At 53.9% G+C, this 24825-nt stretch carries 21 protein-coding genes; 15 read left to right on the top strand and 6 right to left on the bottom strand.

The genetic code is table 11. The features are described from left to right. Nucleotides 1-87 precede the first annotated feature (87 nt). From gspC to WB371_RS03535, 15 genes are all read left to right on the top strand, one after another. Entirely contained in the window at nucleotides 88-819 is a 732-nt protein-coding gene (gene gspC, locus WB371_RS03605) for a type II secretion system protein GspC (RefSeq protein WP_336219090.1), read from the top strand. Nucleotides 820-832: 13 nt separating this feature from the next. Then, nucleotides 833-2758, top strand: coding sequence for a type II secretion system secretin GspD (gene gspD / locus WB371_RS03600; protein ID WP_336218753.1), 1926 nt, complete (start codon nucleotides 833-835; stop codon nucleotides 2756-2758). A gap of 12 nt (nucleotides 2759-2770) precedes the next feature. Continuing rightward, complete coding sequence (gspE, locus tag WB371_RS03595; RefSeq protein WP_336218752.1) at nucleotides 2771-4249, top strand: type II secretion system ATPase GspE; 1479 nt, start codon at nucleotides 2771-2773, stop codon at nucleotides 4247-4249. Then, nucleotides 4249-5457 carry a type II secretion system inner membrane protein GspF gene (gene gspF / locus WB371_RS03590; RefSeq protein WP_336218751.1) on the top strand — a complete coding sequence of 403 codons (1209 nt, stop codon included), beginning with the start codon at nucleotides 4249-4251 and terminating at the stop codon, nucleotides 5455-5457. Before gspE ends, gspF begins: the two co-directional genes overlap by 1 nt. 2 nt (nucleotides 5458-5459) lie before the next feature. Next, nucleotides 5460-5909, top strand: a complete 450-nt coding sequence (gene gspG, locus WB371_RS03585; RefSeq protein ID WP_336218750.1) for a type II secretion system major pseudopilin GspG — start codon at nucleotides 5460-5462, stop codon at nucleotides 5907-5909. Further along, entirely contained in the window at nucleotides 5909-6394 is a 486-nt protein-coding gene (gspH, locus tag WB371_RS03580; RefSeq protein WP_336218749.1) for a type II secretion system minor pseudopilin GspH, read from the top strand. Before gspG ends, gspH begins: the two co-directional genes overlap by 1 nt. Beyond that, entirely contained in the window at nucleotides 6387-6770 is a 384-nt protein-coding gene (gene gspI / locus WB371_RS03575; RefSeq protein WP_336218748.1) for a type II secretion system minor pseudopilin GspI, read from the top strand. The genes gspH and gspI overlap by 8 nt, the downstream gene beginning before the upstream one ends. Next, complete coding sequence (gene gspJ, locus WB371_RS03570) at nucleotides 6763-7443, top strand: type II secretion system minor pseudopilin GspJ (protein ID WP_336218747.1); 681 nt, start codon at nucleotides 6763-6765, stop codon at nucleotides 7441-7443. The genes gspI and gspJ overlap by 8 nt, the downstream gene beginning before the upstream one ends. Then, nucleotides 7440-8471, top strand: a complete 1032-nt coding sequence (gspK, locus tag WB371_RS03565; RefSeq protein WP_336218746.1) for a type II secretion system minor pseudopilin GspK — start codon at nucleotides 7440-7442, stop codon at nucleotides 8469-8471. The genes gspJ and gspK overlap by 4 nt, the downstream gene beginning before the upstream one ends. A gap of 16 nt (nucleotides 8472-8487) precedes the next feature. Continuing rightward, on the top strand, nucleotides 8488-9633 hold the full coding sequence (gspL, locus tag WB371_RS03560; protein ID WP_336219089.1) for a type II secretion system protein GspL: 1146 nt from the start codon (nucleotides 8488-8490) through the stop codon (nucleotides 9631-9633). Next, nucleotides 9630-10115 (top strand): type II secretion system protein M, encoded by a 486-nt coding sequence (locus WB371_RS03555; protein WP_336218745.1) that lies wholly within the window; start codon nucleotides 9630-9632, stop codon nucleotides 10113-10115. Before gspL ends, WB371_RS03555 begins: the two co-directional genes overlap by 4 nt. Continuing rightward, entirely contained in the window at nucleotides 10112-10897 is a 786-nt protein-coding gene (locus WB371_RS03550) for an A24 family peptidase (RefSeq protein ID WP_336218744.1), read from the top strand. Before WB371_RS03555 ends, WB371_RS03550 begins: the two co-directional genes overlap by 4 nt. 264 nt (nucleotides 10898-11161) lie before the next feature. Beyond that, nucleotides 11162-13951: a glycosyl hydrolase family 18 protein gene (locus tag WB371_RS03545; protein WP_336218743.1), complete on the top strand. Its 2790-nt coding sequence runs from the start codon at nucleotides 11162-11164 to the stop codon at nucleotides 13949-13951. A 130-nt stretch (nucleotides 13952-14081) separates the two neighbouring features. Next, complete coding sequence (gene iagB, locus WB371_RS03540) at nucleotides 14082-14531, top strand: type III secretion system invasion protein IagB (protein WP_336218742.1); 450 nt, start codon at nucleotides 14082-14084, stop codon at nucleotides 14529-14531. A gap of 144 nt (nucleotides 14532-14675) precedes the next feature. Then, nucleotides 14676-16493 carry a glycoside hydrolase family 19 protein gene (locus WB371_RS03535; protein ID WP_336218741.1) on the top strand — a complete coding sequence of 606 codons (1818 nt, stop codon included), beginning with the start codon at nucleotides 14676-14678 and terminating at the stop codon, nucleotides 16491-16493. Nucleotides 16494-16617: 124 nt separating this feature from the next. Here the strand turns inward: WB371_RS03535 and WB371_RS03530 are convergent, their stop codons facing one another. The 6 genes from WB371_RS03530 to hcp form a co-directional block, all read right to left on the bottom strand. Further along, nucleotides 16618-17631 (bottom strand): NAD(P)-dependent oxidoreductase, encoded by a 1014-nt coding sequence (locus WB371_RS03530; RefSeq protein ID WP_336218740.1) that lies wholly within the window; start codon nucleotides 17629-17631, stop codon nucleotides 16618-16620. 92 nt (nucleotides 17632-17723) lie between these two features. Next, nucleotides 17724-19160 carry an SDR family oxidoreductase gene (locus WB371_RS03525; protein ID WP_336218739.1) on the bottom strand — a complete coding sequence of 479 codons (1437 nt, stop codon included), beginning with the start codon at nucleotides 19158-19160 and terminating at the stop codon, nucleotides 17724-17726. A gap of 10 nt (nucleotides 19161-19170) precedes the next feature. Next, the gene (gene ltaE, locus WB371_RS03520) at nucleotides 19171-20172 is read right to left on the bottom strand and encodes a low-specificity L-threonine aldolase (protein ID WP_336218738.1); all 1002 of its coding nucleotides are present in this window, start codon (nucleotides 20170-20172) and stop codon (nucleotides 19171-19173) included. Between the two features lie 38 nt (nucleotides 20173-20210). After that, entirely contained in the window at nucleotides 20211-21929 is a 1719-nt protein-coding gene (gene poxB, locus WB371_RS03515; RefSeq protein WP_336218737.1) for a ubiquinone-dependent pyruvate dehydrogenase, read from the bottom strand. Nucleotides 21930-22180: 251 nt separating this feature from the next. Next, on the bottom strand, nucleotides 22181-23149 hold the full coding sequence (gene hcr, locus WB371_RS03510; RefSeq protein ID WP_336218736.1) for an NADH oxidoreductase: 969 nt from the start codon (nucleotides 23147-23149) through the stop codon (nucleotides 22181-22183). An 11-nt stretch (nucleotides 23150-23160) separates the two neighbouring features. Beyond that, complete coding sequence (gene hcp / locus WB371_RS03505) at nucleotides 23161-24813, bottom strand: hydroxylamine reductase (protein ID WP_336218735.1); 1653 nt, start codon at nucleotides 24811-24813, stop codon at nucleotides 23161-23163. Nucleotides 24814-24825: the final 12 nt, after the last annotated feature.

The raw sequence follows: 24825 nt of genomic DNA, 5'->3' as shown, positions 1-24825 counted from the left end.
AGCACGATGCTGCTTAATTTCGTTTTACAAAAGGCCAGATGAATAATGAGTTTCTCATTTCTATCCCGCTGGAGAACACCCTTTATTATGCTTGTGTTGCTTATATTTTGCGGCCAGCAAGGGTATGTGATCATTAAAGATTATCAAAAAGTAACAAAAAAGCTGGCTAATGCGGAAACAAAACCGCTGAAACAACGTAAGGACGGAAAGTCGTTTGCGCTCTTTGCTGCGGCAGTACGCCAACAAAACCAGCCAGTTGCTGTGAAAAAACCGTTGTCGGCCGAAATTGAGGGCATTGTCAGTAGTGATGACACGTGGCTTTCCTTTGCCGTTATCAAAACCCCGGGCGGTCAAATGAGCTACCGCGAAGGGGAGAAGCTGAGTGGATTTGATGACGCATATATTGAGTCAATTAATAAAGATGCGGTTGTCGTTAATTACGAAGGCACATCGCAGACTCTGGCATTAAAGAACCCCGATTATTTTAAGGGCGGCGTTGACAGCGGCCCGGTAACAAAATCGACGAAAGATGCAGGCGCTGACAATTTGCATCTGGATGATTATCTGGTGTTAAAACCGTTAATCGAGAAAGGCCAACTGGAAGGCTACAACATTAATCCCCGCAATGCGTCACCTTTTTATAGCCAGTCTGGTCTGGAAAAAGGCGATGTGGTGGTTAAGGTTGACAATATCGATATGACCAAAGAGGCGCAGGCAAAAGAAATTATTGCCCGCTGGTCAAAAATGAAAGAAGCGGATGTCGTTATTCGGCGTCACGCTCACCTTGAAAATGTTCGGGTCAATGTTCTAAACAATTAATAAGTGTACAGACATGAAGAAATTTCCATGGGCGTGCGTGGCGCTGACCGCATTGTCGTTATATTCCGGTTCGCTGTTCGCGGCGAACTTTAGCGCCAGTTTTAAAAATACCGATGTCCGTGAGTTTATCGATACGGTCAGTCGTAATCTGAATAAAACTATTCTGGTCGATCCTTCCGTTCAGGGAACGGTATCGGTCCGCACTTATAACGTGCTAACGGAAGAGGAGTATTACCAGTTTTTCCTGAGCGTGCTCGATCTTTACGGCCTGTCTGTGATCCCGATGGATAACGGTATGGTGAAAGTGGTGCGCTCCTCGGTCGCCCGTATGTCGGGCGCGCCGATTGCCGACAGTAAAAACCCCGGCAAAGGCGACGAAATCATCACTCGCGTCGTGCGGATGGAAAACGTTCCTGTGCGCGAACTGGCGCCGTTACTGCGTCAACTGAACGATGCTTCCGGCATCGGTAACGTGGTGCATTTTGAGCCATCAAACGTGCTGCTGTTAACCGGTAAAGCCTCGGTGGTGAACCGTCTGGTGGACCTGGTTCAGCGCGTGGATCAAAGTGGCGTACAGCGTCGTGAGATTGTTCCTCTGCGCTTTGCGTCGGCCAAAGATCTCTCTGACATGTTGAATAACCTCAACAATGAAGAGCAAAAAGGGCAAAACGCCCCGCAGTTGGCCACCAAAGTGGTGGCTGACGATGAGACGAACAGCCTGGTGATCAGCGGCAGTTCAGATGCGCGTCAGCGCACCCGGATGCTGATTTCCCAGCTCGACCGCGAACAGAACAACGAGGGCAACACCCGTGTGTTCTACCTGAAGTACGCCAACGCCACCAAAGTGGTGCCGGTGTTGACGGGTATTGGCGAGCAGTTGAAAGACAAAGCGGGCGGTAATAAGAGCAAAGCAGCGCCAATGGCGAACGATCTGAATATTACCGCTGATGAGTCCACCAACTCTCTGGTGATCACCGCCCAGCCAAACGTGATGGGGTCGCTGGAAAAAGTGATCGACAAACTGGATATTCGCCGTCCGCAGGTGCTTGTGGAAGCGATCATCGCCGAAGTTCAGGACGGCAACGGCCTGGATTTAGGGGTGCAATGGACCGGCAAACACGGCGGGGTGCAGTTTGGCTCTACCGGCCTGCCGATCAGCCAGCTCAAGAAGTCCAGGGTTATTGGCAGCTATACGGGCCTTGCAACCGGCTTCTTTAACGGCGATTTTGGCGCGTTGATGACGGCACTTTCGACCAACGGGAAAAACGACATCCTCTCTACGCCAAGCGTGGTGACGCTGGATAACAAAGAGGCGTCGTTCAACGTCGGTCAGGATGTACCGGTACTTTCCGGTTCCCAGACGACCAGCGGTGACAATGTCTTTAACTCGGTTGAACGTAAAACCGTCGGTACTAAGCTGAAAATCGTACCGCAGATCAACGATGGCGACATGATCCATCTGAAGATCGAGCAGGAAGTGTCGAGCGTAGACAACACCTCTACCGCCGATGCCAGCCTGGGTCCAACCTTTAACACCCGCACCATCAATAACGAAGTGATGGTACACAGCGGCCAGACGGTTGTGCTGGGTGGTTTGATGGAAAACGTCACTAAGCAGTCGGTTTCTAAAGTGCCGTTGCTGGGGGATATTCCGCTGGTGGGGCAGTTGTTCCGCTACACCTCGCAGGACAGCGCCAAGCGTAACCTGATGGTATTTATTCATACCACCGTGCTGCGCGATGACGAAAACTACACTGAGGCGTCGAAAGAAAAATATGCCCTGATCCAGGCGCGTCAACAGCACCGCATGGAAGAACACAAACTGGGCATCGTAGAGAATGCGGATTCTCCGATGCTGCCGGCTTATCCGTCTCAGAGCCATGCCGCGCCGGTCAGTACCAGTGCGCCGGTATCGTCCCGCAATCCTTTCAAAGAGTAAGGCGGAGACGACATGACTGAGATGACTAACGCGCTCTGTACCAGTACCTGGGCGAAAGAGAATGGCGTCCTGTTTCATGACGATGAGGTTTTTATCCGCGAGGATGCCCAGGCTTATGCCTTGCTGGAGATGCGCCGTGTGCTGGGGCATAACTATGCGCCGGTGGTGCTGACGGCGGAGGCGTTCGACGAACTGCTGACCAAAATCTGGCAGCAGAACAGCGGCGTCTCACAGCAACTGGTTGACGATATGGACGCCGATATCGATCTGATGGCATTAACCGAGGAGATCCCCGACAACGAGGATTTGCTTGATAACGACGAAAACTCGCCAGTGATCCGCCTGATTAACGCCATTATGGGCGAGGCGGTGAAAGAAGGGGCGTCGGATATTCATATCGAGACCTTCGAACGCACGTTGAGCATTCGTTTTCGCGTTGACGGCGTGCTGCGCCCGGTGCTGCAACCGGCGCGCAAGCTTGCGCCACTGCTGGTGTCGCGTATTAAAGTCATGTCCAAACTCGACATCGCTGAAAAACGTCTCCCGCAGGACGGTCGTATCTCCCTGCGCATTGGCCGCAAGGCGATTGACGTGCGTGTTTCTACCATTCCCTCCCAGTATGGCGAGCGGGTGGTAATGCGTCTGCTGGACAAAAGTAATCTCAAGCCGGATATCAATAAGCTCGGACTGATCGACGAAGAACTGGTGAAGTTAAAGGGGCTTATCGAACGTCCGCACGGCATTATTCTCGTCACCGGTCCGACCGGTTCGGGGAAAAGTACCACCCTGTACGCGCTGTTATCGGCACTGAACGGGCATGAACGCAACATTCTGACCGTAGAAGATCCGATTGAATACGAGCTCGAAGGGGTGGGGCAGACTCAGGTTAACCCACGCGTGGATATGACCTTTGCCCGCGGCCTGCGCGCGATTCTGCGTCAGGACCCGGATGTGGTCATGATCGGGGAAATTCGTGATGGTGAAACCGCGCAAATTGCGGTGCAGGCCTCACTGACCGGTCACCTGGTGATGTCCACGCTGCACACTAACAGTGCGGCAGGGGCGATTACCCGTCTGCGCGATATGGGGCTGGAATCATTTTTAATCGGTTCGTCGCTGCTTGGCGTCATTGCCCAGCGTCTGGTTCGTCGGCTGTGTCCGCACTGCCGTACCACCAGTCCGCTGGATGACAATGAAAAAGCGCTGTTCACCTTTATGGAAACACCGCCGAAAGCGATTTATCGCGCGGTAGGGTGTGAACAGTGTCGCCAGAGCGGCTACCAGGGACGTGCCGGCATCCATGAGTTTTTGGTGGTCGATAGCGCAATGCGTCGGGCTATCCATGAAGACAAAGATGAGATGTCCATTGAAACGCAGCTTTTCAAACAGGCCTACAGCCTGCGTGAAAACGGCCTGATGAAGGTGATTAGTGGCGTAACCTCACTGGAAGAAGTGATGCGCGTCACCGCTGAACGCGGGGGAGATGCGTAATGGCCTGGTATGAATGGTCCGCGACGGACGCGGCGGGGAAAACCCAGCGCGGCACCCTGCAGGCCGAAGGGCCAAAACAGGTGCGCCAGATGCTGCGCGAGCAGAAGCTGATGCCGGTGAATATTGCCCCTACTCGTGAACCTGGAGCAGGAAAAAACGCCCGCAAAGGGGCGAAGCTGTCGATTCCGGTGCTGTCGATGTTTACCCGCCAGCTTGCGACGCTGGTGAATGCGGCGTTGCCGCTGGAGAGCGCGCTGAAGGCTATCGCCAAACAGACGGAAGATAAAACGCTGGCGGCGATGGTGACCGAAATCCGCGACAAGATCGTGGAAGGCCATACGCTGTTTGACGCGTTCAGCCAGTTTCCGCGCAGCTTCGACAAGCTTTACTGCACGCTGGTGATGGCGGGTGAAAAGACGGGGCATCTCGGCGGCGTGCTGGAAAAGCTCGCCGAATACAACGAACAGCGCCAGAAAATGAAAAGCAAACTCACTCAGGCGATGGTCTATCCGATCACCCTGACTGTGGTGGCGATCGCGGTGATCTCGATCCTGCTGGTGGCGGTTGTCCCGCAGGTTATTGACCAGTTCACGCACATGAAGCAAGAACTGCCGATGACGACCCGCACACTGATTGCGGTGAGCGATTTTTTACAGGCGTGGGGCATCTTTATTGCCGGCGGTCTGTTCGGCGCATCGGTGGGTTTTAAGGCCTGGCTGAAAAAAGAGAAAAACCGGTTTATTTATCACCGGTGGCTGTTGCTGCAGTCGCCGCTGAAAAAGCTGGTCTGCGCGATCAACAGTGCGCGTTACATCCGCACGCTGAGTATTTTGCAGGCCAGTAGCGTCCCTTTGCTTGAAGGGATGTATATCGCCATGGACGGGATTGAAAACCTCTATGCCCGGCAGGTGCTGGAGCAGGCGGCGGATACCGTGCGCCAGGGGGCGTCGCTCTACAACGCGCTGGAACAGGCGAAAATCTTCCCGCCCACCATGCTCTATATGGTGGCTTCCGGGGAGGAGAGCGGCGAGCTGGGCGCATTGATGGATCGTGCGGCAGAAAACCAGGAGTCTGGATTACAGCATCGAATTACCTTAACGCTGTCGGTATTTGAACCGGCACTGGTAGTCACAATGGCGACCGTTGTTTTATTCATTGTTCTTTCAATATTACAACCGCTTCTTCAACTTAATAATATGGTGGGTTAATCATGTCTTTGAAAAAAAATAGCCTGAAACATCAGGCGGGGTTCACGCTGCTCGAATTAATGGTGGTTATCGTTATTCTCGGCGTTCTGGCCAGTATGGTTGTGCCTAATTTAATGGGTAACAAAGAAAAAGCCGATATTCAGAAAGCGACCAGCGATATTGTGGCGCTGGAAGGTTCTCTGGATATGTACAAACTCGATAACCATCGTTATCCGACGACCGAACAAGGGCTGCAGGCGCTGGTGACAAAACCTGAAATCGCGCCGATTCCAAAAGGCTACCGCGATGACGGTTATATTCGTCGCCTGCCGCAGGATCCGTGGGGCAATGATTATATTCTGGTAAGCCCTGGTGAGCATGGCGCCGTCGATATTTTCTCAGCCGGTCCGGATTCAGAAGCGAATACGGCTGACGATATCAGCAACTGGTCTTTTGATAAAAAAGATAAGTAATGAAAAAACAACGTGGATTTACCCTGCTGGAAATTATCGTGGCGCTGGTGATATTCGCCCTGAGCGCCATGATGGTGGTTACCACCATTCCATCACGCAGCGGCGCAGATACATTTGGTCAGCAGTTAAAATCTCTCGTTGAATATGGTTCTGATCGCGCGGTGATGGACGGGAATATCGTCGGACTGGTGATGACCGCCTCAGAATATACGCTGGTAACGCAGGTTGGAAATAACGGGGATCGTCACTGGACGCCGTTAGAGGCCGGGCGTATCGCTACTCGCGGCGTGTTTCCTGAGGATATGCATGTCTCTCTCTCGCCACGGACGCTGGCGGCCACGCTGAATGATGAACCGCAAATCATTTTTTTACCAGACGGTGAGCTTAGCCGCTTCACGCTTAGCCTCGAAAGTCTGGATAAAAAGCAGCGCTTTCACGTGACGTCCCAGGGCGCTGCGCCTGTGGTGGTGGAAAACGATGATTAAACGCAAAACCAAAGAGCAGGGGATGACCCTGCTGGAAGTGATGGTGGCGCTGGTGATTTTCTCCACCGCGGCGCTGGCATTAATGAACTCAGTCACTCTGAATGTGCGTTTTACCCATGGCCTGTCGGAAACGCTTCAGGCCGGCTGGGTGGCGGAAAATCAACTGGCCGAAGCACAACTGGCTCAGGCCGATTTCCCGGACGACGAAAAAGTGGGGACGGAGATCATGGGGGGACAAACCTGGACCTGGCATATTCAGCGGGTCAAAACCGACGGGAATGCTTTTGCTGATGAGGTAAGGGTGTACAGCGAAGGGAGCGACACGCAACCCGTGGTGTCGTTGCAGCTTGCTGAGCCGGAGGTGAAGAGTGAGTAAGAGACAGCGTCAGCAAGGGTTTACCCTGCTGGAGATCATGATTGCGCTGGCCATTTTCGCCGTAATCAGCATTCTGGCCTGGCAAATTCTGGACGGCGCGATGCGCACGTCTACGGCTAGCGATCAGGCGGCGACGAAAGTGACAGCGCTTCAGCGGACTTACAACCTGCTCTCACGGGATTTTTATCAGTTGCAGGCGCGCGCCCCGCGCAACAATGGCGAAGTGTTTGTCCAACAGCCCGATGCCCTTGAGCTGACCACCCTGAACGGTATCAGCGGTCAGGTACAGCTGGAGCGGGTGCGCTGGACGTTAAAAGATAAACGCCTGTGGCGAAATGTCTGGGCCGCCATCGACGGTCCGGCCAACGCGAAGCCAGAAGAAGTGCCGATTCTGAGTGATGTGAAGACGATGACATGGCGCTTCTGGGACGAAGGATGGCAGGACAAATGGACCGACAGCAGTCATCAGCCGGATGGCGTTGAACTGAATCTGATTATGGAAAATGGCGAAACCTGGCGCTGGGTCTTTATGACGCCCGGTGATATGCCGGATGCGCAACCCGCGTCGACAGAGGCAAGCGCAGACCCGGCTCAACCGGCGACGGAAAACGCGGCGCAACCCGTCACCAATCCGCAGGCCGATGCGGCGGCACAAACAGGAGATCGCTCATGAGTGCCGGAAATGCGCGAAAAGAGCGCGGCGTGGCGCTACTGGTGGTGTTAATTCTGTTGGTGATGATGTCCGCTCTGGCGGCGAAAATCAGCCAGCAGTTCTGTCGCCATCTGCAAAAAACGCACTATCAGGTCAGCCAGCAGACGCTGAGATGGGCTATCGCCCGTCAACAAAAGGTTCTGGAAAACGTGCTGCAAAAAGCCGGGGGTGCAGAAAGCGCCGGGCTTTCGCCCGAAGGGGATTGGGCGCAGCCGCTGGAAACCCACGGGGATAACTATACCGTGGTAAGCCAGGTGGAGGACGCCCGGACCTGTTTTAACGTCAACAGCCTGCTGGCGGTTGACGCGGCACCGGCCGCCGCGGCGCCAGCGCCAACTGACGGCGGCGCGTTGCCGGAAAAACCCGTAAAAGAGCAGATCATTGAGCAACTGCTGGTGGAAAGCGGTGTCGGTACGCTGGCAGCAGAGGAGATCTACCAGCAACTGGTGGATTATCTCGACGCGGACGACGTAACCGCGAAAGAGGGTCAGGAGGCGGATGCCTGGGCGAGCGTTGCGCCTGCCCGTGGTCCTGCGAATCAGATGATGCGAACCGCAGGGGAAATCAGGCTGCTGCCCGCGTTCCCACAAGCTGCGTGGGCAAAAGCCAGCCAATACCTGTGCGCCTTACCGGACACCGACGGTACGGTCGATGTGAATACATTAACGCCCGAACAGGCGCCGCTGCTGGCGGCGGTTTTTACCGGAGTATTAACGAAGGACGACGCTGCACGCCTTATCGACTCACGCCCGGAAGAGGGCTGGGAATCGCTTGATGCGTTCAGCAAGGTGCTGGAGAGCAACTATCCGCAAACCAAAGAGATCCTGGCGCAGCTTCAGGACAGGGTTGCGGTAAACAGTCGCTATTTTCGGGTTAACACAACCGGCAATACCGATGATTTAACGCTGCGCGTCGTCAGCCAGCTTCACGTCGACAGTGAGGCGGGCAAGGTCGTGACCTGGCAACGCCGTTACCGAATGGTTGAATAAGATTAAGTAGAACATGATGAAAAAAGTGCTTTTTATTCGTCCCGACTCGCAGGAGGACGGCAAGATATGGTGGTGCGAATCCGGCAGTGAACAGGTTGAATCTCTGGCGGGGTGGGGGGCGCTGAACGAGCTGTCCAGCCACGCGCTCTCACGGCAGGTCTGTCTGTTGCTGCCCGCCAGCGAAACGATCTTTCGTCATTTTACGCTGCCGAAAAAGGGGCTCTCTGCGAATACCGCGCAATTTTCGTGGCTGGCGGAAGAGACACTCCTCGGCGAGGTGGATACGCTGCACTGGACTGTGCTGAACAAAAAAGGGGCGGAGGTTGACGCTGTGGCGATCGACGCCGAACGCTTGCGTCACTGGCTTGCGCTGTTTGCGCAGGCGGGCCTTAACGTGGTTCAGGTGCTGCCAGATGCCTGGCTGCTGCCCGTTAGCGAAGGCGGCGGCACGATAGTCAAACTTGAAGAGAATTACTGGCTGCGCTTTTCTCCCTGCACGGCGGGCGAATCCGACGCGGTTTTGCTGCCGCTGCTGATCAACAAATGCAGGGCTGGCGATCTGTGCTGCTACGGCGAGGCGCCAGAGGGTCTGGAGATTGATGAACAACTGGAATGGCAGCATCCGATGATGCTGATTCAGCCACAGTGGCAGCGCTGCCGCGTTAATCTTCTGCACGGTGAATTCTCCGTACACCATGCCAGCACGACAAACTTTCGTCATGCCAAAGCGGTGATGGCGGGCCTGGCCTTTCTCAGCATTGGCCTGCTGATTGGCCCGCGTGTCGGGATGGCGTGGATGTTAACGCATCAGCAAAACGAAGTTCGCCAGGAGATAACCACCGTGGCGCAACACTATTTTCCAAACCTGCGTCAGACGACCAATCTGAAGTACTACGTCGAGCAGAATATTAGTAAGGCGAAAAAAGGCATTTTCCTGCAGCTTGAAGCGCTCAATCAGGTTAAACAAACGCTGCCGGCGCTGGAGATCAATAACGTGGAATATGACGAAACACAAAACCAGCTGACGCTGAACGTGAAGTCCATGGACAAACAATCTTTACAGGATTTTGTTGCCCGTAGCGCTGAAACGTTCGAATTTTCAATGCAGCCGGTTTCTGGCGACGCGCCTTATACCGCCATTATCACCGGGAGTTATAAATGAAAGCGCAAATAGCCCAGTTAAAAGCTCGCTGGCAGAATTACAGTCCTCGTGAGCGAAATATATTTACGCTCTGTGGTGGCGTATTATGCTGCGCGTTTGTCTATTACGGTGCCATGATGCCGCTTGATAATATGATTAAAAGCAGCGAGTCCGTTTTAATTAAACAAAAGCAGACGCTCACCTGGATGCGAAAGGAAATAGATAAAAATCATCTTCAGGCCAGGGTAATTAATACGCCGAATCCGCGCAGCGTCGTGGAAGAGAGTGCCAAAGTCGTTCATGTCTCTCTGGCGGACATCCGTCAGGACGACCAGTCGCTGACCTTTGAGGTGGAACGCATCAACGTTAACGCGTTGCAGAACTGGCTGCGTGAAATGAACCTTGCGTCAGGGATTCATCTTCAAAAGCTGGCCCTGACGCCAGTGGACCGTCTGAATGATGTGAAAGCGCACATCACGCTGAGTTGGGCGAAAAGTGCATGAATTCGCTAATGTTGCTGCAGCAGATGAATCTGCCTGTTCTGTGCGCCATGAGCGGCGCGCTGGGCGCAATTATTGGCAGTTTTCTGGGGGTGGTCGCGGAGCGTATTCCTGCTCTCGTTATGGAAGAAGAGGGGGCGGGCAATCTGTTGTTTCCCGCGTCCCACTGTCCGGAATGTCATCACGCGTTAAGTGCATGGGAAAATATTCCCATTATTAGTTGGTGCGTACTGCGGGGTCGCTGCCGCCATTGCCACACGTCCATTCCGCTGCGTTTGCTGCTGGTTGAAGTGCTGAGCGCGCTGTTTTTCGCGCTGAGTGCTGCGCTGGCTCCGTCATTTTCGGGGATGATGGCGTTGTGGGTGATGTGGAGTCTGCTGCTGCCGCTGGTGGTGATCGATGCGCGCCACATGCTGCTGCCGGACTGTCTGACTCAGCCGCTGCTGTGGTGCGGACTGTTGTTTCACGCCCTGTTCCAGACATTGCCATTGACGGATGCGGTCTACGGCGCTGTTGCCGGATATCTCTCTTTATGGTCGGTTTACTGGGTGTTCCGTCTGTTAACCGGACGGGAAGGATTAGGTTATGGCGATTTCAAGCTGCTGGCGGCGCTGGGTGCCTGGTGCGGCTGGCAGGTATTACCGTCAATTTTACTGATTGCGGCACTTGGCGGCATTGTTGTTCACGTTCTGCTAAAACCTTTAGCGAATAAAAATACTCTTATTTCTTTTGGCCCATATCTTGCTTTTTCTGGCTTAGCTGTATTTATTGCGCAAGTTGCTTAATTCATATTTTAATTAATGCAGTCAAGTTTTTTTTTAGGTTTTTTCAGCGGGGGAATGAAAGGAAAAAAGAAATTCTCCATTGTATTCTTCTCTCCGCAATGAAAGCTTTGTTATTTATGAGTGGAGGGTATTGCGACTCAAAAATAATCAGGTTTCTCGCGAACCAAAAAGTCACGTTTTAATTATCTGTAAATAAAGTTCGTCCATGTTTATTGGAAAAGCATGGGTATTTAATTTCACAAATCGTATTATCAGGATCAAATAATGAAATTTCTGAAGCCTAAATATCTGGCCCTCTTTGTCGCAGCGGCTGCAAGCCCTGTGTTCGCAGCGGTGCCAGGTAAAGCGACTATCGCCAGTGGTAACGATAAATTCGCCATTGTCGAAGTTGACCAATCTGCTTCTGCTTACAATAGTCTTGTTAAAGTACATGACGGTGCCGATGTTAAAGTGCAGTGGGATGTCTGGAGCGGTGCCGCGCCAACGTCTGCAAAAGTGCTGCTCGATGGTAAAACCGTCTGGACCGGCGCGGGCAGCATGTCCGGGTCGGCCACCTTCAAAGTGACGAAAGGCGGTCGTTATCAGGAGACCGTAGAGCTTTGCAATGCCAGCGGCTGTAGCACCAGCGCCAGCAAACTGATTATCGTTGCCGATACCGACGGTAGCCATCTGCTGCCTCTCAATACCACGATGCAGGAAAATAACAAAACCCTGTCTAAGCACACCGATAAAGTGGTTGGCGCTTATTTCCCTGAGTGGGGTGTTTATGACCGTAACTTCCCGGTCGATAAAATTCCTGCCGCAAACCTGAACCACATTCTGTATGGCTTCATTCCTATCTGTGGCGGCGACGGCATCAACGACAGCCTGAAAACCATTGAAGGCGGTAACAGCTTCGAAGCACTGAAACGTGCTTGTGCCGGTCGTCAGGACTTCCAGGTTGCGATTCACGACCCGTGGGCTGCGCTGCAGAAACCACAGGCTGGCGTGACCGGCTGGGATGACCCGTACAAAGGTAACTTCGGCCAGTTGATGGCGATGAAGAAAGCGAATCCTGGACTGAAAGTTCTGCCTTCTATTGGCGGCTGGACCTTGTCTGACCCGTTCTTCAAAATGCATGACAAAGTGATCCGTGATCGCTTCGTTGCTTCCGTGAAAGATTTCCTGAAAACCTGGAAATTCTTCGACGGCGTGGACATCGACTGGGAATTCCCGGGCGGCGGCGGTCAGAATGAAACGCTGGGCAACCCGCAGCAGGATAAAGAGACCTATACCGCGCTGATGCGTGAACTGCGCGCCATGATGAACGAACTGTCAGCTGAAACCGGTCGTACCTTCGAACTGACTTCCGCTATCGGCTCCGGCAGCGACAAAATTGAAGACGTGGATTACACCACTGCGCAGCAGTACATGGACCACATCTTCCTGATGAGCTATGACTTCTACGGCGGCTGGAGCAACACCGATCTGGGCCACCAGGCAGCACTGCGTGCACCAGCGAACAAACCAGATACTAACTACACCACTGAAAACGGCGTTAACGCGCTGCTGGCTCAGGGTGTACAGCCTGGCAAGATCGTCGTCGGTACGGCTATGTATGGTCGTGGCTGGACAGGTGTTCACGGTTACAGCAACAACAATCCGTTCACGGGTACCGCAACGGGTATGGTGAAAGGGACCTGGGAACCGGGCGTAGTTGACTATCGTCAGATCGTTAACGAGTACAAAGGCAAAGCAGGCTGGGAGTACAACTATGACACCACCGCTGAAGCACCGTACTTGTTTAACAAAACCACCGGTGACCTGATCACCTATGAAGACGCGCGTTCTGCAACGGCGAAAGGTCAGTATGTTCTGGCGAAAAACCTGGGCGGTCTGTTTGCCTGGTCTATCGACTCTGATACAGGGGACATTCTGAACGCAATGAATGAAAGCCTGACCAGTGGCGGCTCTACGCCAGTTGATCCGGTCGTGACTAACCATGCGCCGGTAGCGACTGCCGCTGACCAGTCCGTGACCGGTCCGGCTACGGTGACGCTGGATGGCTCTGCCTCCACCGATCCGGATGGCGATGCAATCACTTACAAATGGACCCAGATTTCTGGCCCGTCAGTGACCATCACCAACAGCACCAAAGCGAAAGCAACCTTCAACGTTGCCGCTGTCACCAGCAACCAGACTCTGGCGTTCCGCCTGACGGTTACTGATGCAAAAGGCCTGAGCAGCTCCGCTGACGTGCAGGTTGTGAATAAAGCACCGAAAGCTAACCAGGCTCCGGTTGTAAACCAGATGGAAGCCGTAACGCTGGAAGCGGGTCAGAGCTATTCTCTGCACGCTCAGGCGAACGATCCAGATGGCGACGCGCTGACTTACTCCTGGAGCGTTCCTGCTGATATGCAGGCGACAGGGACTGATACGGCTAACGTGAACATCACCGCGCCGGAAGTGGATTCTGAGTCGACCTATACGCTGACCGTTGTGGTCAACGATGGCAAGACCAGTGTGCAGACTAACGTGCAGGTGACGGTAACGCCAAAAGCGGCTGAAACGCCATCCGATGAAGGCAACACCCCGTCTGACGAAGGCAACACCCCATCCGATGAAGGCAACACCCCATCCGATGAAGGCAACACTCCGTCCGATGAAGGCAATACTCCGTCTGATGAAGGTAACACCCCATCTGACGAAGGTAACACGCCGTCTGACGAAGGTTCTGCAACCGGTAGCTGCGATAAACCTGTTGATGCTAACGCCAGCAAATATGCTGCCTGGAGCGCAAGCAAGGTTTACAACGCAGGGAATACCGTCAGCTTCGACAACCTGGTCTGGAAAGCGAAATACTGGACTCAGGGCAACCAACCGGGCTTCGGTGTGGATGCGTGGGATCTGGTAAGCCAGGTGAAATTCAACTGGCGCTCCGATGTGGTCTACAACGGCGGTGACACCACCACCTACAACGGTTACACCTACACCGCTAAATGGTGGACTAAAGGTGATAAACCGGGCAACAGCGATGTGTGGGTGAAAAAAGGTCCGGCTGCTGACTGCAAATAAGTCAAAGCAATAACAATGCGGGTAAGTACTTGCCCGCTATCACGGTCCACGCCCCACTTCGGACGTGGACCGTAAACCAGGAAACCGTTAATAAGCGTGTAAGGAGACAATGAAAAGACCTGGAATAAAAATGAAAAAGTTATTTTTATTGTTATTGATAGTTAGTCATAGCGTCTTTGCCAACTGTTGGGATAAAGCCGCACATTATTATCATGTGGATCCTTATTTATTGTACGCCATCGCAAATGTAGAGTCCGGAATGAACCCATATGCGATTGGACAGAACCATGACGGAACACGCGATGTAGGATTAATGCAGATTAACAGCTCTCATTTTTCTGAGCTGGAAACGCAGGGAATTAATGAGTACCGGTTAATTACCGAACCCTGCACCTCAATTATGGTTGGGGCATCGATACTCTCCGATATGATTAAAGTGTATGGCTATAACTGGGAAGCGGTTGGGGCTTATAACGCTGGGCTGAAAAAAGAGAATTTTTCTTTACGTATGGTCTATGCGCGCAAAGTCTGGAATAAATATCAAAAAATAAAACGCACTGCTCGTACTCGTTATTATTGATTTTTATTTTTTGAAGAATATCAAAAAGTGTTCTTCATAAAGTGAAAAATGCACCCGGGTTTATTTATTAAATGGATTAATAAATAAACTTTGAATGAAATTAACTTTTAATTAACTCTTAATAATCTTAACAGGATCATCGAAATGAATAAAAGAACATTACTCAGTGTTCTTATCGCCGGTGCATGTGTTGCACCGTTTATGGCTCAGGCAACAATGCTGCAGGCCAGCAGTGAACCGTACACCGTTAAGGCCAGCGATCTGCAGAAGAAAGAACAGGATTTGACTAACTTCCCGCTGATGGCGTCTGTGAAGTCGACGATCCGTACGCTGGACAACAGTCTGGTGGAAAAAATCGAGCCGGGTAACCCCGCTAACCCGGAAAACGTGAAGCGTGTGGAAGGTATTATTAAGGCCAGCGACTGGGATTTCCTCTTCCCACTGCGCGCACCGGAATATACCTACAGCAACTTCCTGAAAGCCGTGGGTAAATTCCCGGCGCTCTGCCAGACCTATACCGATGGCCGTAACAGTGATGCCATCTGCCGTAAGTCTCTGGCGACTATGTTTGCACACTTTGCACAGGAAACCGGTGGCCATGAGTCCTGGCGTCCGGAGCCGGAATGGCGTCAGGCGCTGGTGTATGTTCGTGAAATGGGCTGGAGCGAAGGTCAGAAAGGCGGCTATAACGGAGAATGTAACCCGGACGTATGGCAGGGTCAGACCTGGCCGTGCGGTAAAGATAAAGACGGCGATTTCGTTAGCTACTTTGGTCGCGGTGCGAAACAGCTTTCTTATAACTACAACTATGGTCCGTTCTCTGAAGCGATGTACGGCGATGTCCGTGTGCTGCTGGACAAACCTGAACTGGTGGCTGACACCTGGTTGAACCTGGCTTCTGCGATCTTCTTCTTCGCCTACCCGCAGCCGCCAAAACCGAGCATGCTGCAGGTTATTGATGGTACATGGCAGCCGAACGCACACGATAAAGCAAACGGCCTGGTGCCGGGCTTTGGCGTGACCACCCAAATCATCAACGGTGGTGTGGAATGTGGCGGTCCGACTGAAATCGCACAGTCCCAGAACCGTATCAAGTACTACAAAGAATTCGCTAACTACCTGAAAGTACAGGTTCCGTCTACCGAAGTGCTGGGCTGCGCCAACATGAAGCAGTTCGACGAAGGTGGTGCGGGCGCCCTGAAGATCTACTGGGAACAGGATTGGGGATGGAGCGCGGATACACCGTCAGGCCAGACCTATTCTTGCCAGTTGGTCGGCTACCAGACGCCGTTCAGCGCCTTTAAAGAGGGTGACTACACCAAGTGCGTGAAGAAATTCTTTAACGTCAACGTGGTTGACGATGGTGGCAGCGACAGCGGTAACGTCACACCGACGCCAACACCAACGCCAACGCCAGTTGATCCGACAGATGGAGACAATACCCCGGACAACACGACCCCGGATGACAATACTCCAGCTCCGGTGAACCATGCGCCGGTAGCGAAAATCGCGGGTCCGATTGGTGCGGTTGAAGCAGGTAAATCTGTCTCTCTGAACGCAACAGGTTCAACGGATGAAGATGGTGACAAACTGACTTATACCTGGACTTCCCAGAATGGTCAGACCGTAAGCGGCGAAGATAAATCGGTGATTACTTTCAATGCTCCGGAAAACGCGGCTGCGACACAGTATCAGATCAACCTGACCGTCAGCGACGGCAAACTGAGCAGCAACACCAGCTATACGCTGAATGTGCTGGCGAAGCAAACTGATGGCGGCCAGACCGGGACTTACCCGACCTGGACCTCTAAAACCAAGTGGAAAGCGGGCGATATCGTGAACAACCGTGGTCAGTTGTTCCAGTGTAAACCGTATCCGTACAGTGGCTGGTGCAACAATTCACCTTCCTACTATGAGCCAGGCAAAGGTATTGCATGGCAGGATGCGTGGACTGCGCTGTAATCAGCAAAACAAAAACGGCAACCTTCGGGTTGCCGTTTTTTTGTCGCCGGATGGCGGGTAACGACCTGGTAGGCCTGATAAGCTTGCGTCATCAGGCAGTTGCCGTTTTTTGTCTGTTCTTATTCTAACGGTGCAATTTTCCGTGATCGCGAAGCCACGCCGCCGTTTTCACAATTCCCTCATCCAGCGTCACGACCGGCTTATACCCCAGTTCATTCTCGGCGCGGGTAATATCCAGGGTAAAATCAAAATTCAGTTTCGACACTCCATAATGCGTCAGGGCAGGCTCTTTGGCGGATTTATTGCCAAAGCGCTCCATGCTGCGGGCGATCATATCCAGCATTGGATAGGGAACAGAACGGATCCGGCAGTGGATGTTCAGTTCATCAATCAGTTTCTGCACGATACTGCGCAGGGTACGCGGCTCACCGTTGGTAATGTTGTACACCCGTCCGGATGGCAGCGTGTCGCAGTGCTCCTGACTCGCCAGCCACATCGCATGAATGGCATTTTCATAATAGGTCATATCGACTACCGCACTGCCGCCGTGGGGTAATAACACGCTGCCATAGTGGTGCATCATGTGGGCCAGACGAGGGATAAAGACTTTGTCGTGCGGGCCAAACAGACTTTGAGGTCTGAGTACGGTAAACCGTGTTTGTGGATTTGCCAGCGCCAGCAGATTAATGACGTCTTCTCCTGCGGCTTTACTGCGGGCAAATTCGTTGGCAAAGCGATGCGGACGAAAGTCTTCTTTAATATCGCGATGGTGGTGATAATCGAAGTAAAGCGAAGGGGAGGAGATATGAACAACATTACGCACGCCCCAGGCGACTGCCCATTCGCCAAGGCGACGGGTTGCGCGTACGTTGGCTAAATCAAACGCCTCCTGCGTTCCCCAGGGCGAGGTGAAACTGGAGCAGTGCCACAGCGTATCAATGCCTGCAAGCATGACTTTTGCCTGCGATGAGACCAGCTCGGTCAGATCCGCATGAACGAACTCTGCGCCCATTTTCTCAAGCAGCTTCCCCATCGCTTCGTTGCGACCGGTTGCTCTGACGCTGATGCCTTTGTTGCGCAAAAACTCAACCGCGTTTCGTCCTAAGCCGCTGGTTGCGCCGGTAACCAGTACCTTCATATCAATCCACTGTGTTTAATAAGACGTCGTGCGCATTCTTCCGTGAATTACGTCGGTATGCAATGGGAAACGTGAAACAATACAGCAAGTTTTTACGAAATATCTGTGATTTGTTCTGCAAGTCTGGCAATTTTTTTCGCCATTCCCCTGAAGATAAACAAATGCGCAGGGATCATCAGTAGCCAATAGAAAAGACCTGGCATACCGTGCGGATGCCACCAGGCGCGCACGTCAATTTCACGATGATCGCCTTTATCTTCCAGAGTGAAACTGAGTCGACCGAGTCCCGGCGCCTTCATGCCAAACAGCAGCGTAAGTTGCTTTTCGGGTTCGACGATAATGACCTTCCAACTATCTACCGCATCACCGGGCTGAAGGCGTGCATGTTCAGGACGGCCTTTTGCCAGACGGTGACCGACTAACAGATCCAGCGCCGCGCGTGTTTTCCAAAGAATATTGCCAAAGAAATACCCCTCTTTCCCGCCGAGACGGTTTACCACCTGCCACAAGGCGCTCAGGCTGGCGGGCGTTCTGACGGTAAATCCGGCCTGTTTGGCGAAAAAACCGTATTCCGGTCGCCAGCGGGCAAACGCCTGCGCGTCATATCCCCAGTCGCTGGAATTCACCAGTTTCTCTTCTTCCTTTAGCGTGCGGCGTACCGCATCGTCAAAGGCGATAAGCTGCTGGGGAATTAACGCCCGTAATTCCGAGTCATCGGCCAGCAGATCGTGTTTTAGCCCCTGTATCAGTGCCTTTGCCGTGGTCGGCGGCACTGAGGTGATAACGTTCAGGAACCAGACGGAAATCCAGCGGGTGGGAAAGGGGACGGGAATTAACAGGCGATGCTTGCCGCTGACCGCCATGAAATGTTCAAACTGCTCCTGATAGCTGAGCACCTGTGGCCCGGCGGCTTCAAGGATCCGGTGCTCGCTGGCGGGATGGTCCAGCAGGGCAACCAGATAGTACAACAGGTTTTCGAGGGCAATTGGCGTGGTGCGCGAACGGACCCAGCGGGGCGGTGTCAGCACCGGCAGGTTATAGACCATGTCACGCATCACTTCGAATGCGGCAGAACCTGCACCTACGATAATGCCGGCGCGCAGTTCCGTCACGGGGACACCGGACTCACGTAAGGTATCTGCGGTGATTTGCCGCGCCCGCAGATGGTCGGATTGCTGGTGTTCCGGTGCCTGTAGCGAACTGAGAAAAATGAGTTGTCTGACCGGCGTTTCACGCAGGGCGTCACGAACGTTGAGCGCTACCTGGCGCTCATGAGCGATAAAATCACCACCTTCCCCCATGCCGTGCACCAGATAATAGACCGTGTCGACATTTTCCAGCAGGGAAGGGAGCGTTGTCGGCCAGTTCAGATCGACCTTATGACAACTGACGTTGGGCAGATTCTGTTTTTCCAGGCGCTCAACGCGACGTGCCGCCGCCAGCACCTGATGACCTTGCTGGCTGAGCGCCTGCACCAGATGCTGACCAATGTAACCACTGGCGCCAAGAACTACGATGCGTTGTGGCACGTCTTTCTCCCTAACGATGTAAAAATGTGCGCCAGTGGGCGACGACATCGGCAAGCTGTTCCCGCGAAACATCCAGATGGGTCACCAGACGGACAACAGGCGAGGCGTTGATCAGCACTCCCTGCGCTTTCATAAACTCGCCCAGCGCCGCGGCGTTGGCTTCTCCGACGCGGACAAACAGCATGTTGGTGTCATGGCGCATCACGTCCGCGCCTGCGTCTCGCAGTTGTTCCGCCATCCATGCCGCGTTGTCGTGATCGTCCTGTAAGCGCGCAACGTTGTTTTTCAGGGCATACAGCCCGGCAGCCGCCAGGATACCGGCCTGACGCATGCCGCCGCCGGTCATTTTACGCCAGCGGGTGGCGCGCTTGATGTAATCGCGGTTGCCGACCAGTAACGAGCCGACCGGCGTCCCCAGCCCTTTGGACAGACAGATGGTAAAGGAGTCGCAATACTGAACGATCTCTTTGAGTTCACAACCGTAGGCCACCACGGCGTTAAAAATACGCGCGCCATCGACGTGCAGCGCCAGACCACGCTCACGGGTAAATTCCCATGCATCTTTGAGATAGTCGCGCGGCAGGACTTTGCCATTGTGGGTGTTTTCCAGACTCAGAAGCTTCGTGCGGGCAAAGTGGATATCATCTGCCTTAATTTTAGCGGCAACTTTATCCAGCGGTAATGAGCCATCCGCTGCGGCATCAATGGGTTGCGGTTGAATACTGCCGAGCACCGCCGCGCCACCGGCTTCATACAGATAGTTATGTGCTCCCTGACCGGCGATATACTCTTCGCCGCGCTCACAGTGGCTGAGGAGCGCCACGAGGTTGGCCTGGGTGCCGGTGGGTAAAAATAACGCCGCTTCTTTACCTGAGAGGTCAGCGGCGTATTGCTGGAGAGCGTTAACGGTGGGGTCATCCCCATACACATCGTCCCCAACCGGGGCGGCCATCATAGCGTCAAGCATGGCGCGGCCCGGACGGGTGACGGTATCACTGCGTAGATCTATCATTGCACATCCCTATTGTTTGAAAGGCGATGTGCATTGTTTTACCTGAGCCAGTTGGTTTTTGCCAGTTCGATCACCTCGTCGCCACGACCGCTGATGATGGCGCGCAGCATATACAGGCTGAAACCTTTGGCCTGCTCCAGTTTAATTTGCGGCGGAATAGCCAATTCCTCTTTCGCGACAACCACATCTACCAGCACCGGGCCGTCAATCGACAGGGCACGCTGTAGCGCTTCGTCAACGTCTGACGCTTTCTCCACCCGAATCCCGGTGATACCACAGGCTTCGGCAATGCGCGCGAAGTTGGTGTCATGAAGCTCAGTACCGTCGGTGAGATAACCTCCGGCTTTCATTTCCATTGCCACAAAGCCTAATACGCTGTTGTTAAAGACGACGATTTTGACCGGTAACTTCATTTGCACGACCGAGAGAAAATCCCCCATCAACATACTGAATCCGCCGTCACCGCACAGGGCAATCACCTGGCGATTGGGCGCAGTGGCCTGGGCTCCCAGCGCCTGCGGCATGGCGTTAGCCATTGAGCCGTGGTTAAACGATCCCAGCAGACGGCGTTTGCCGTTCATTTTCAGGTAACGGGCGGCCCACACCGTTGGCGTGCCGACATCGCAGGTAAAGATGGCGTCATTGGCGGCGAAATGGCTGATTTGCTGTGCCAGGTACTGCGGGTGAATCGCTTTTTCGCTGGGTTTGGCGAGATCGTCGAGACCTTTGCGCGCATCGCGATAATCGCTCAACGCCTTATCGAGGAATTTGCGTTCCGTTTTCTCTTCCACCAGCGGTAAGAGCGCGGTCAGCGTGGACCTGATATCGCCAACCAGCGCCATATCGACCTTGCTGTGCGCCCCAATGCTGGCCGGGTTGATATCAATCTGAATGATTTTGGCGTCGGCAGGATAAAACGCGCGGTAGGGGAATTGTGTTCCGAGCAGCACCAGTGTGTCGGCATTCATCATGGTGTGGAAGCCAGATGAAAAGCCGATAAGCCCCGTCATCCCCACATCGTAGGGGTTGTCATATTCGACATGCTCTTTGCCGCGCAGGGCGTGAACAATGGGCGCTTTGATTTTGGCGGCGAACTCAACCAGTTCTTTATGCGCTCCCGCACAGCCGCTGCCGCACATCAGGGCGATGTTGCTGGAGTAGCGCAGTAGCTGGGCAAGTTTACGCAACTCTTCTTCGGCTGGCGTGACGATCGGCAGTGGGGCGTGATACCAGTGGGTAGTGGCACTTTCCGGTGCCGGTTTTAACGCCACGTCGCCGGGTAAGACCACCACCGAGACGCCACGATTAAGCACCGCTTTGCGCATCGCGATTGCTAAAACCTGCGGGATCTGTTCGGGGCTGGAAACCAGCTCACAGTAGTGGCTGCATTCGCGGAATAACTCTTGCGGGTGGGTCTCCTGAAAATAGCCGCTGCCGATTTCACTGGAAGGGATATGGGCGGCAATGGCGAGTACCGGCACGTGGTTGCGGTGACAGTCGAACAAACCGTTAATCAGATGCAGGTTGCCGGGGCCGCAGGAACCCGCGCACACCGCCAGTTCGCCAGTGAGTTGGGCCTCAGCACCTGCCGCAAATGCGGCAACCTCTTCATGGCGGGTCGACATCCACTCAATCGTTCCCATGCGATTGAGGCTGTCGCTCAGGCCGTTCAGCGAATCGCCCGTTACGCCCCAAATGCGTTTCACTCCAGCCTGTTCCAGCGTTTTCGCAATAAAAGCAGCAACTGTTTGTTTCATGGTTCTCCATCTCCTAAATTGTGATACCGGTTACAAGTTTAGATGAAGATACTGATAACGTTGGGCGCAGCGCCCTGTTTTAGACGGTGGTGGCGATAAGAAGAAAATACCCGATGGGCCAGGAAAGATTGTATAACGAAGTGATATTGCGGTCTTACTGTCGGCCGGATAAGGCGTCAGCCGCCATCCGGCAAACGCTTCACAGGGGCTGGCAACATTCTGTGATGCCCGGTAAAACCGGGCATCTTTGATCAGGCGAGAACCAAATCGCCCTGTGGATGACAGGAGCAGGCCAGCACGTAACCGTCTGCAATCTCGGCATCGGTCAGCGTCATGGTGCTGCTGACCGTATAGTCGCCGGAAACCACTTTGGTTTTACAGCAGCCGCAAACCCCCGCGCGGCAGGCGACGGTCACCGGAACGTTATTGCTTTCCAGCGCCTCCAGCAGCGTGGTGCCGACCGGGGCGTAGAACGTTTTTGCCGGTTGCAGTTTGGTGAACTTCAGCCCCTCAGTGGTGGCTTCCGCTACCGGGGTGAAAAATTTCTCTTTATAGAACTTCTTCACGCCCAGGGTTTTCACCGCTTCTTCAACCCACTCCATGTACGGTGCCGGCCCACAGGTCATGACCGTGCGAGAGGCCAGATCGGGGACCTGTTGCAGCAGATCAGTGGTCAGCCGCCCGGCGACAAAACCGTCGGCCGCATTGTTCTCTGCCACCAGCGTAACCGGATACTGCCGCCACTCCTGCGCAAAAATGACATCCTGCGGCGAACGCACATTGAAGATGACCTGCACATCCGCCTGCGGGCGGTACTTCGCCAACCAGCGGCGCATTGACATGATCGGGGTAACGCCGCAGCCTGCCGCCAGCATCAGGAACTTATCATCTGCTTTATCTTCGCAGGTGAAATCGCCCATTGCGTCAGACAGCCAGATATAGTCGCCTCGTTTCACGTCGCGGGTTAACCACTGCGAACCTGCTCCCTCCTCAATCCGGCGAACGGTCAGCGTAATGTACTCGCTGACGCCAGGCGTGGATGAGAGGGTATAGGCGCGCAGTATTTCCGAACTATTTGCTACGCTGACTAGTGCATACTGCCCGGCACGATAGGGATAATAATCGTGGCACAGCAACGAAATCGTCCAGACATCCGGCGTTTCCTGATGGATGTGGTGAACCTGCATCCGCCACGGGCACTGATTCGTTGGCATTGTCATAACTTCACTCCTTACGCGCTCAACAACTGCTTCATGTCTTCTTCAACGGTGGTCACGGAACGCAGGCCAAATTTCTCATTAAGAATCGCCAGCAGATCCGGTGTGAAGAAGCCTGGCGCAGTGGGGCCGGTGACAATGTTTTTCACGCCAAGCGACAGCAGGGTTAACAAAATAACGATAGCTTTCTGTTCGAACCAGGAGAGCACCAGAGAGAGCGGCAGATCGTTGACGCCACAACCGAGTTTTTCTGCCAGCGTGACGGCCAGAATGATAGCGGAGTAGGCATCGTTACACTGACCGGCGTCAACCAGACGCGGCAGCCCTTCGATATCGCCAAACTCCAGCTTGTTGAAGCGGTATTTACCGCAGGCCAGGGTCAGGATCAGGCAGTCATCCGGCACGCGGGTGGCAAAATCGGTGAAGTAGTTACGTTCGCCACGCGCGCCGTCACAGCCGCCGACCAGGAAGATGTGACGCAGTTTTTCGCGGCTTACCAGATCAATTAGGGTATCTGCCGCGCCCAGCAGGGTCTGACGACCGAAACCGACGGTGATCAGATGCGGAATTTCACTGTACGGGAAGCCGGCCATTTGCTGGGCCTGCGCGATAACCGGAGCGAAGTCATCGCCTTCCAGATGGCTGACGCCAGGCCAACCGACAATACTGCGGGTCCAGATACGGTCGTCATAGTTGCCAACGGTCGGGTCGATGATGCAGTTAGAGGTCATCACGACAGGGCCAGGGAAGCGGGCGAATTCGACCTGTTGGTTCTGCCAGCCGCTACCGTAGTTGCCAATCAGATGCTTGAATTTACGCAGCTCCGGATAGCCGTGTGCTGGCAGCATTTCGCCGTGCGTATAGACATTCACGCCGGTCCCTTCGGTTTGCTCCAGCAGGTTATACAGATCTTTCAGATCGTGTCCCGAAATCAGAATACACTTGCCTTTGGTCGCTTTAACGTTGACCTGAGTGGGGGTCGGATGACCGAATTTGCTGGTTTCTCCGGCATCCAGAATGCTCATCACTTTGAAGTTCATCTGACCGATTTCCATTGAGCACTCCAGCAGCGCGTTCATATCGGAAGGCCAGGTGCCCAGCCACGCCATGATTTTGTGGTACTGCGCATAGATATCGTTGTCGTACTTCCCGAGGACGTGCGCGTGTTCCATATACGCCGCCGCGCCTTTCAGACCGTACAGACATAGCAGACGCAGGCCGAGAATGTTCTCGCCAATGGCGGCTTTGTCTCTATTTGGCGTGAATTCAGCGGCCTGACGCTGCAGGTCACCTAAATCGTCGCTGACCAGTTGCAGTTCTGCCATCGGGTTGTCGCAGTGCGCGTTTGCATCAATGCTCAGGCACTGGGCTTTCAGCGCTTCACGCATGGCTATAGCGTCGCGGGCATAACCGACGATGCGCGGGGAGTCGAAGTTAACGTTGGTCAGTGTGGAGAAAAAGGCGCGTGGGGCAAAGTTATCAACGTCATGATTAACAATGCCATATTCACGTGCTTTCACCGCCCATGCTGACAGACCTTGTAGAGAGGCAATCAGCAGATCCTGAAGATCAGAGGTTTCAGCGGTTTTACCGCACATGCCCTGCGCGTAAGAGCAGCCGTTTCCTGCCGGAGTACGAATGGTTTGTTCACATTGTACACAAAACATGGTCTCACCTTT

Origin of the sequence: Citrobacter amalonaticus, from assembly GCF_037053465.1 — a bacterium.
Taxonomy (GTDB): Bacteria; Pseudomonadota; Gammaproteobacteria; order Enterobacterales; family Enterobacteriaceae; genus Citrobacter_A; species Citrobacter_A amalonaticus_H.
This window is presented reverse-complemented; position numbering and strand designations above follow the sequence as displayed.

Excerpts from the sequence above, each read along its gene's own strand:
- gspC (WP_336219090.1), top strand. The coding sequence starts at position 88 with ATGCTTGTGTTGCTTATATTTTGCGGCCAGCAAGGGTATGTGATCATT.
- gspD (WP_336218753.1), top strand. The coding sequence starts at position 833 with ATGAAGAAATTTCCATGGGCGTGCGTGGCGCTGACCGCATTGTCGTTA.
- gspE (WP_336218752.1), top strand. The coding sequence starts at position 2,771 with ATGACTGAGATGACTAACGCGCTCTGTACCAGTACCTGGGCGAAAGAG.
- gspF (WP_336218751.1), top strand. The coding sequence starts at position 4,249 with ATGGCCTGGTATGAATGGTCCGCGACGGACGCGGCGGGGAAAACCCAG.
- gspG (WP_336218750.1), top strand. The coding sequence starts at position 5,460 with ATGTCTTTGAAAAAAAATAGCCTGAAACATCAGGCGGGGTTCACGCTG.
- gspH (WP_336218749.1), top strand. The coding sequence starts at position 5,909 with ATGAAAAAACAACGTGGATTTACCCTGCTGGAAATTATCGTGGCGCTG.
- gspI (WP_336218748.1), top strand. The coding sequence starts at position 6,387 with ATGATTAAACGCAAAACCAAAGAGCAGGGGATGACCCTGCTGGAAGTG.
- gspK (WP_336218746.1), top strand. The coding sequence starts at position 7,440 with ATGAGTGCCGGAAATGCGCGAAAAGAGCGCGGCGTGGCGCTACTGGTG.
- gspL (WP_336219089.1), top strand. The coding sequence starts at position 8,488 with ATGAAAAAAGTGCTTTTTATTCGTCCCGACTCGCAGGAGGACGGCAAG.
- WB371_RS03555 (WP_336218745.1), top strand. The coding sequence starts at position 9,630 with ATGAAAGCGCAAATAGCCCAGTTAAAAGCTCGCTGGCAGAATTACAGT.
- WB371_RS03550 (WP_336218744.1), top strand. The coding sequence starts at position 10,112 with ATGAATTCGCTAATGTTGCTGCAGCAGATGAATCTGCCTGTTCTGTGC.
- WB371_RS03545 (WP_336218743.1), top strand. The coding sequence starts at position 11,162 with ATGAAATTTCTGAAGCCTAAATATCTGGCCCTCTTTGTCGCAGCGGCT.
- iagB (WP_336218742.1), top strand. The coding sequence starts at position 14,082 with ATGAAAAAGTTATTTTTATTGTTATTGATAGTTAGTCATAGCGTCTTT.
- WB371_RS03535 (WP_336218741.1), top strand. The coding sequence starts at position 14,676 with ATGAATAAAAGAACATTACTCAGTGTTCTTATCGCCGGTGCATGTGTT.
- WB371_RS03530 (WP_336218740.1), bottom strand. The coding sequence starts at position 17,631 with ATGAAGGTACTGGTTACCGGCGCAACCAGCGGCTTAGGACGAAACGCG.
- ltaE (WP_336218738.1), bottom strand. The coding sequence starts at position 20,172 with ATGATAGATCTACGCAGTGATACCGTCACCCGTCCGGGCCGCGCCATG.
- poxB (WP_336218737.1), bottom strand. The coding sequence starts at position 21,929 with ATGAAACAAACAGTTGCTGCTTTTATTGCGAAAACGCTGGAACAGGCT.
- hcr (WP_336218736.1), bottom strand. The coding sequence starts at position 23,149 with ATGACAATGCCAACGAATCAGTGCCCGTGGCGGATGCAGGTTCACCAC.
- hcp (WP_336218735.1), bottom strand. The coding sequence starts at position 24,813 with ATGTTTTGTGTACAATGTGAACAAACCATTCGTACTCCGGCAGGAAAC.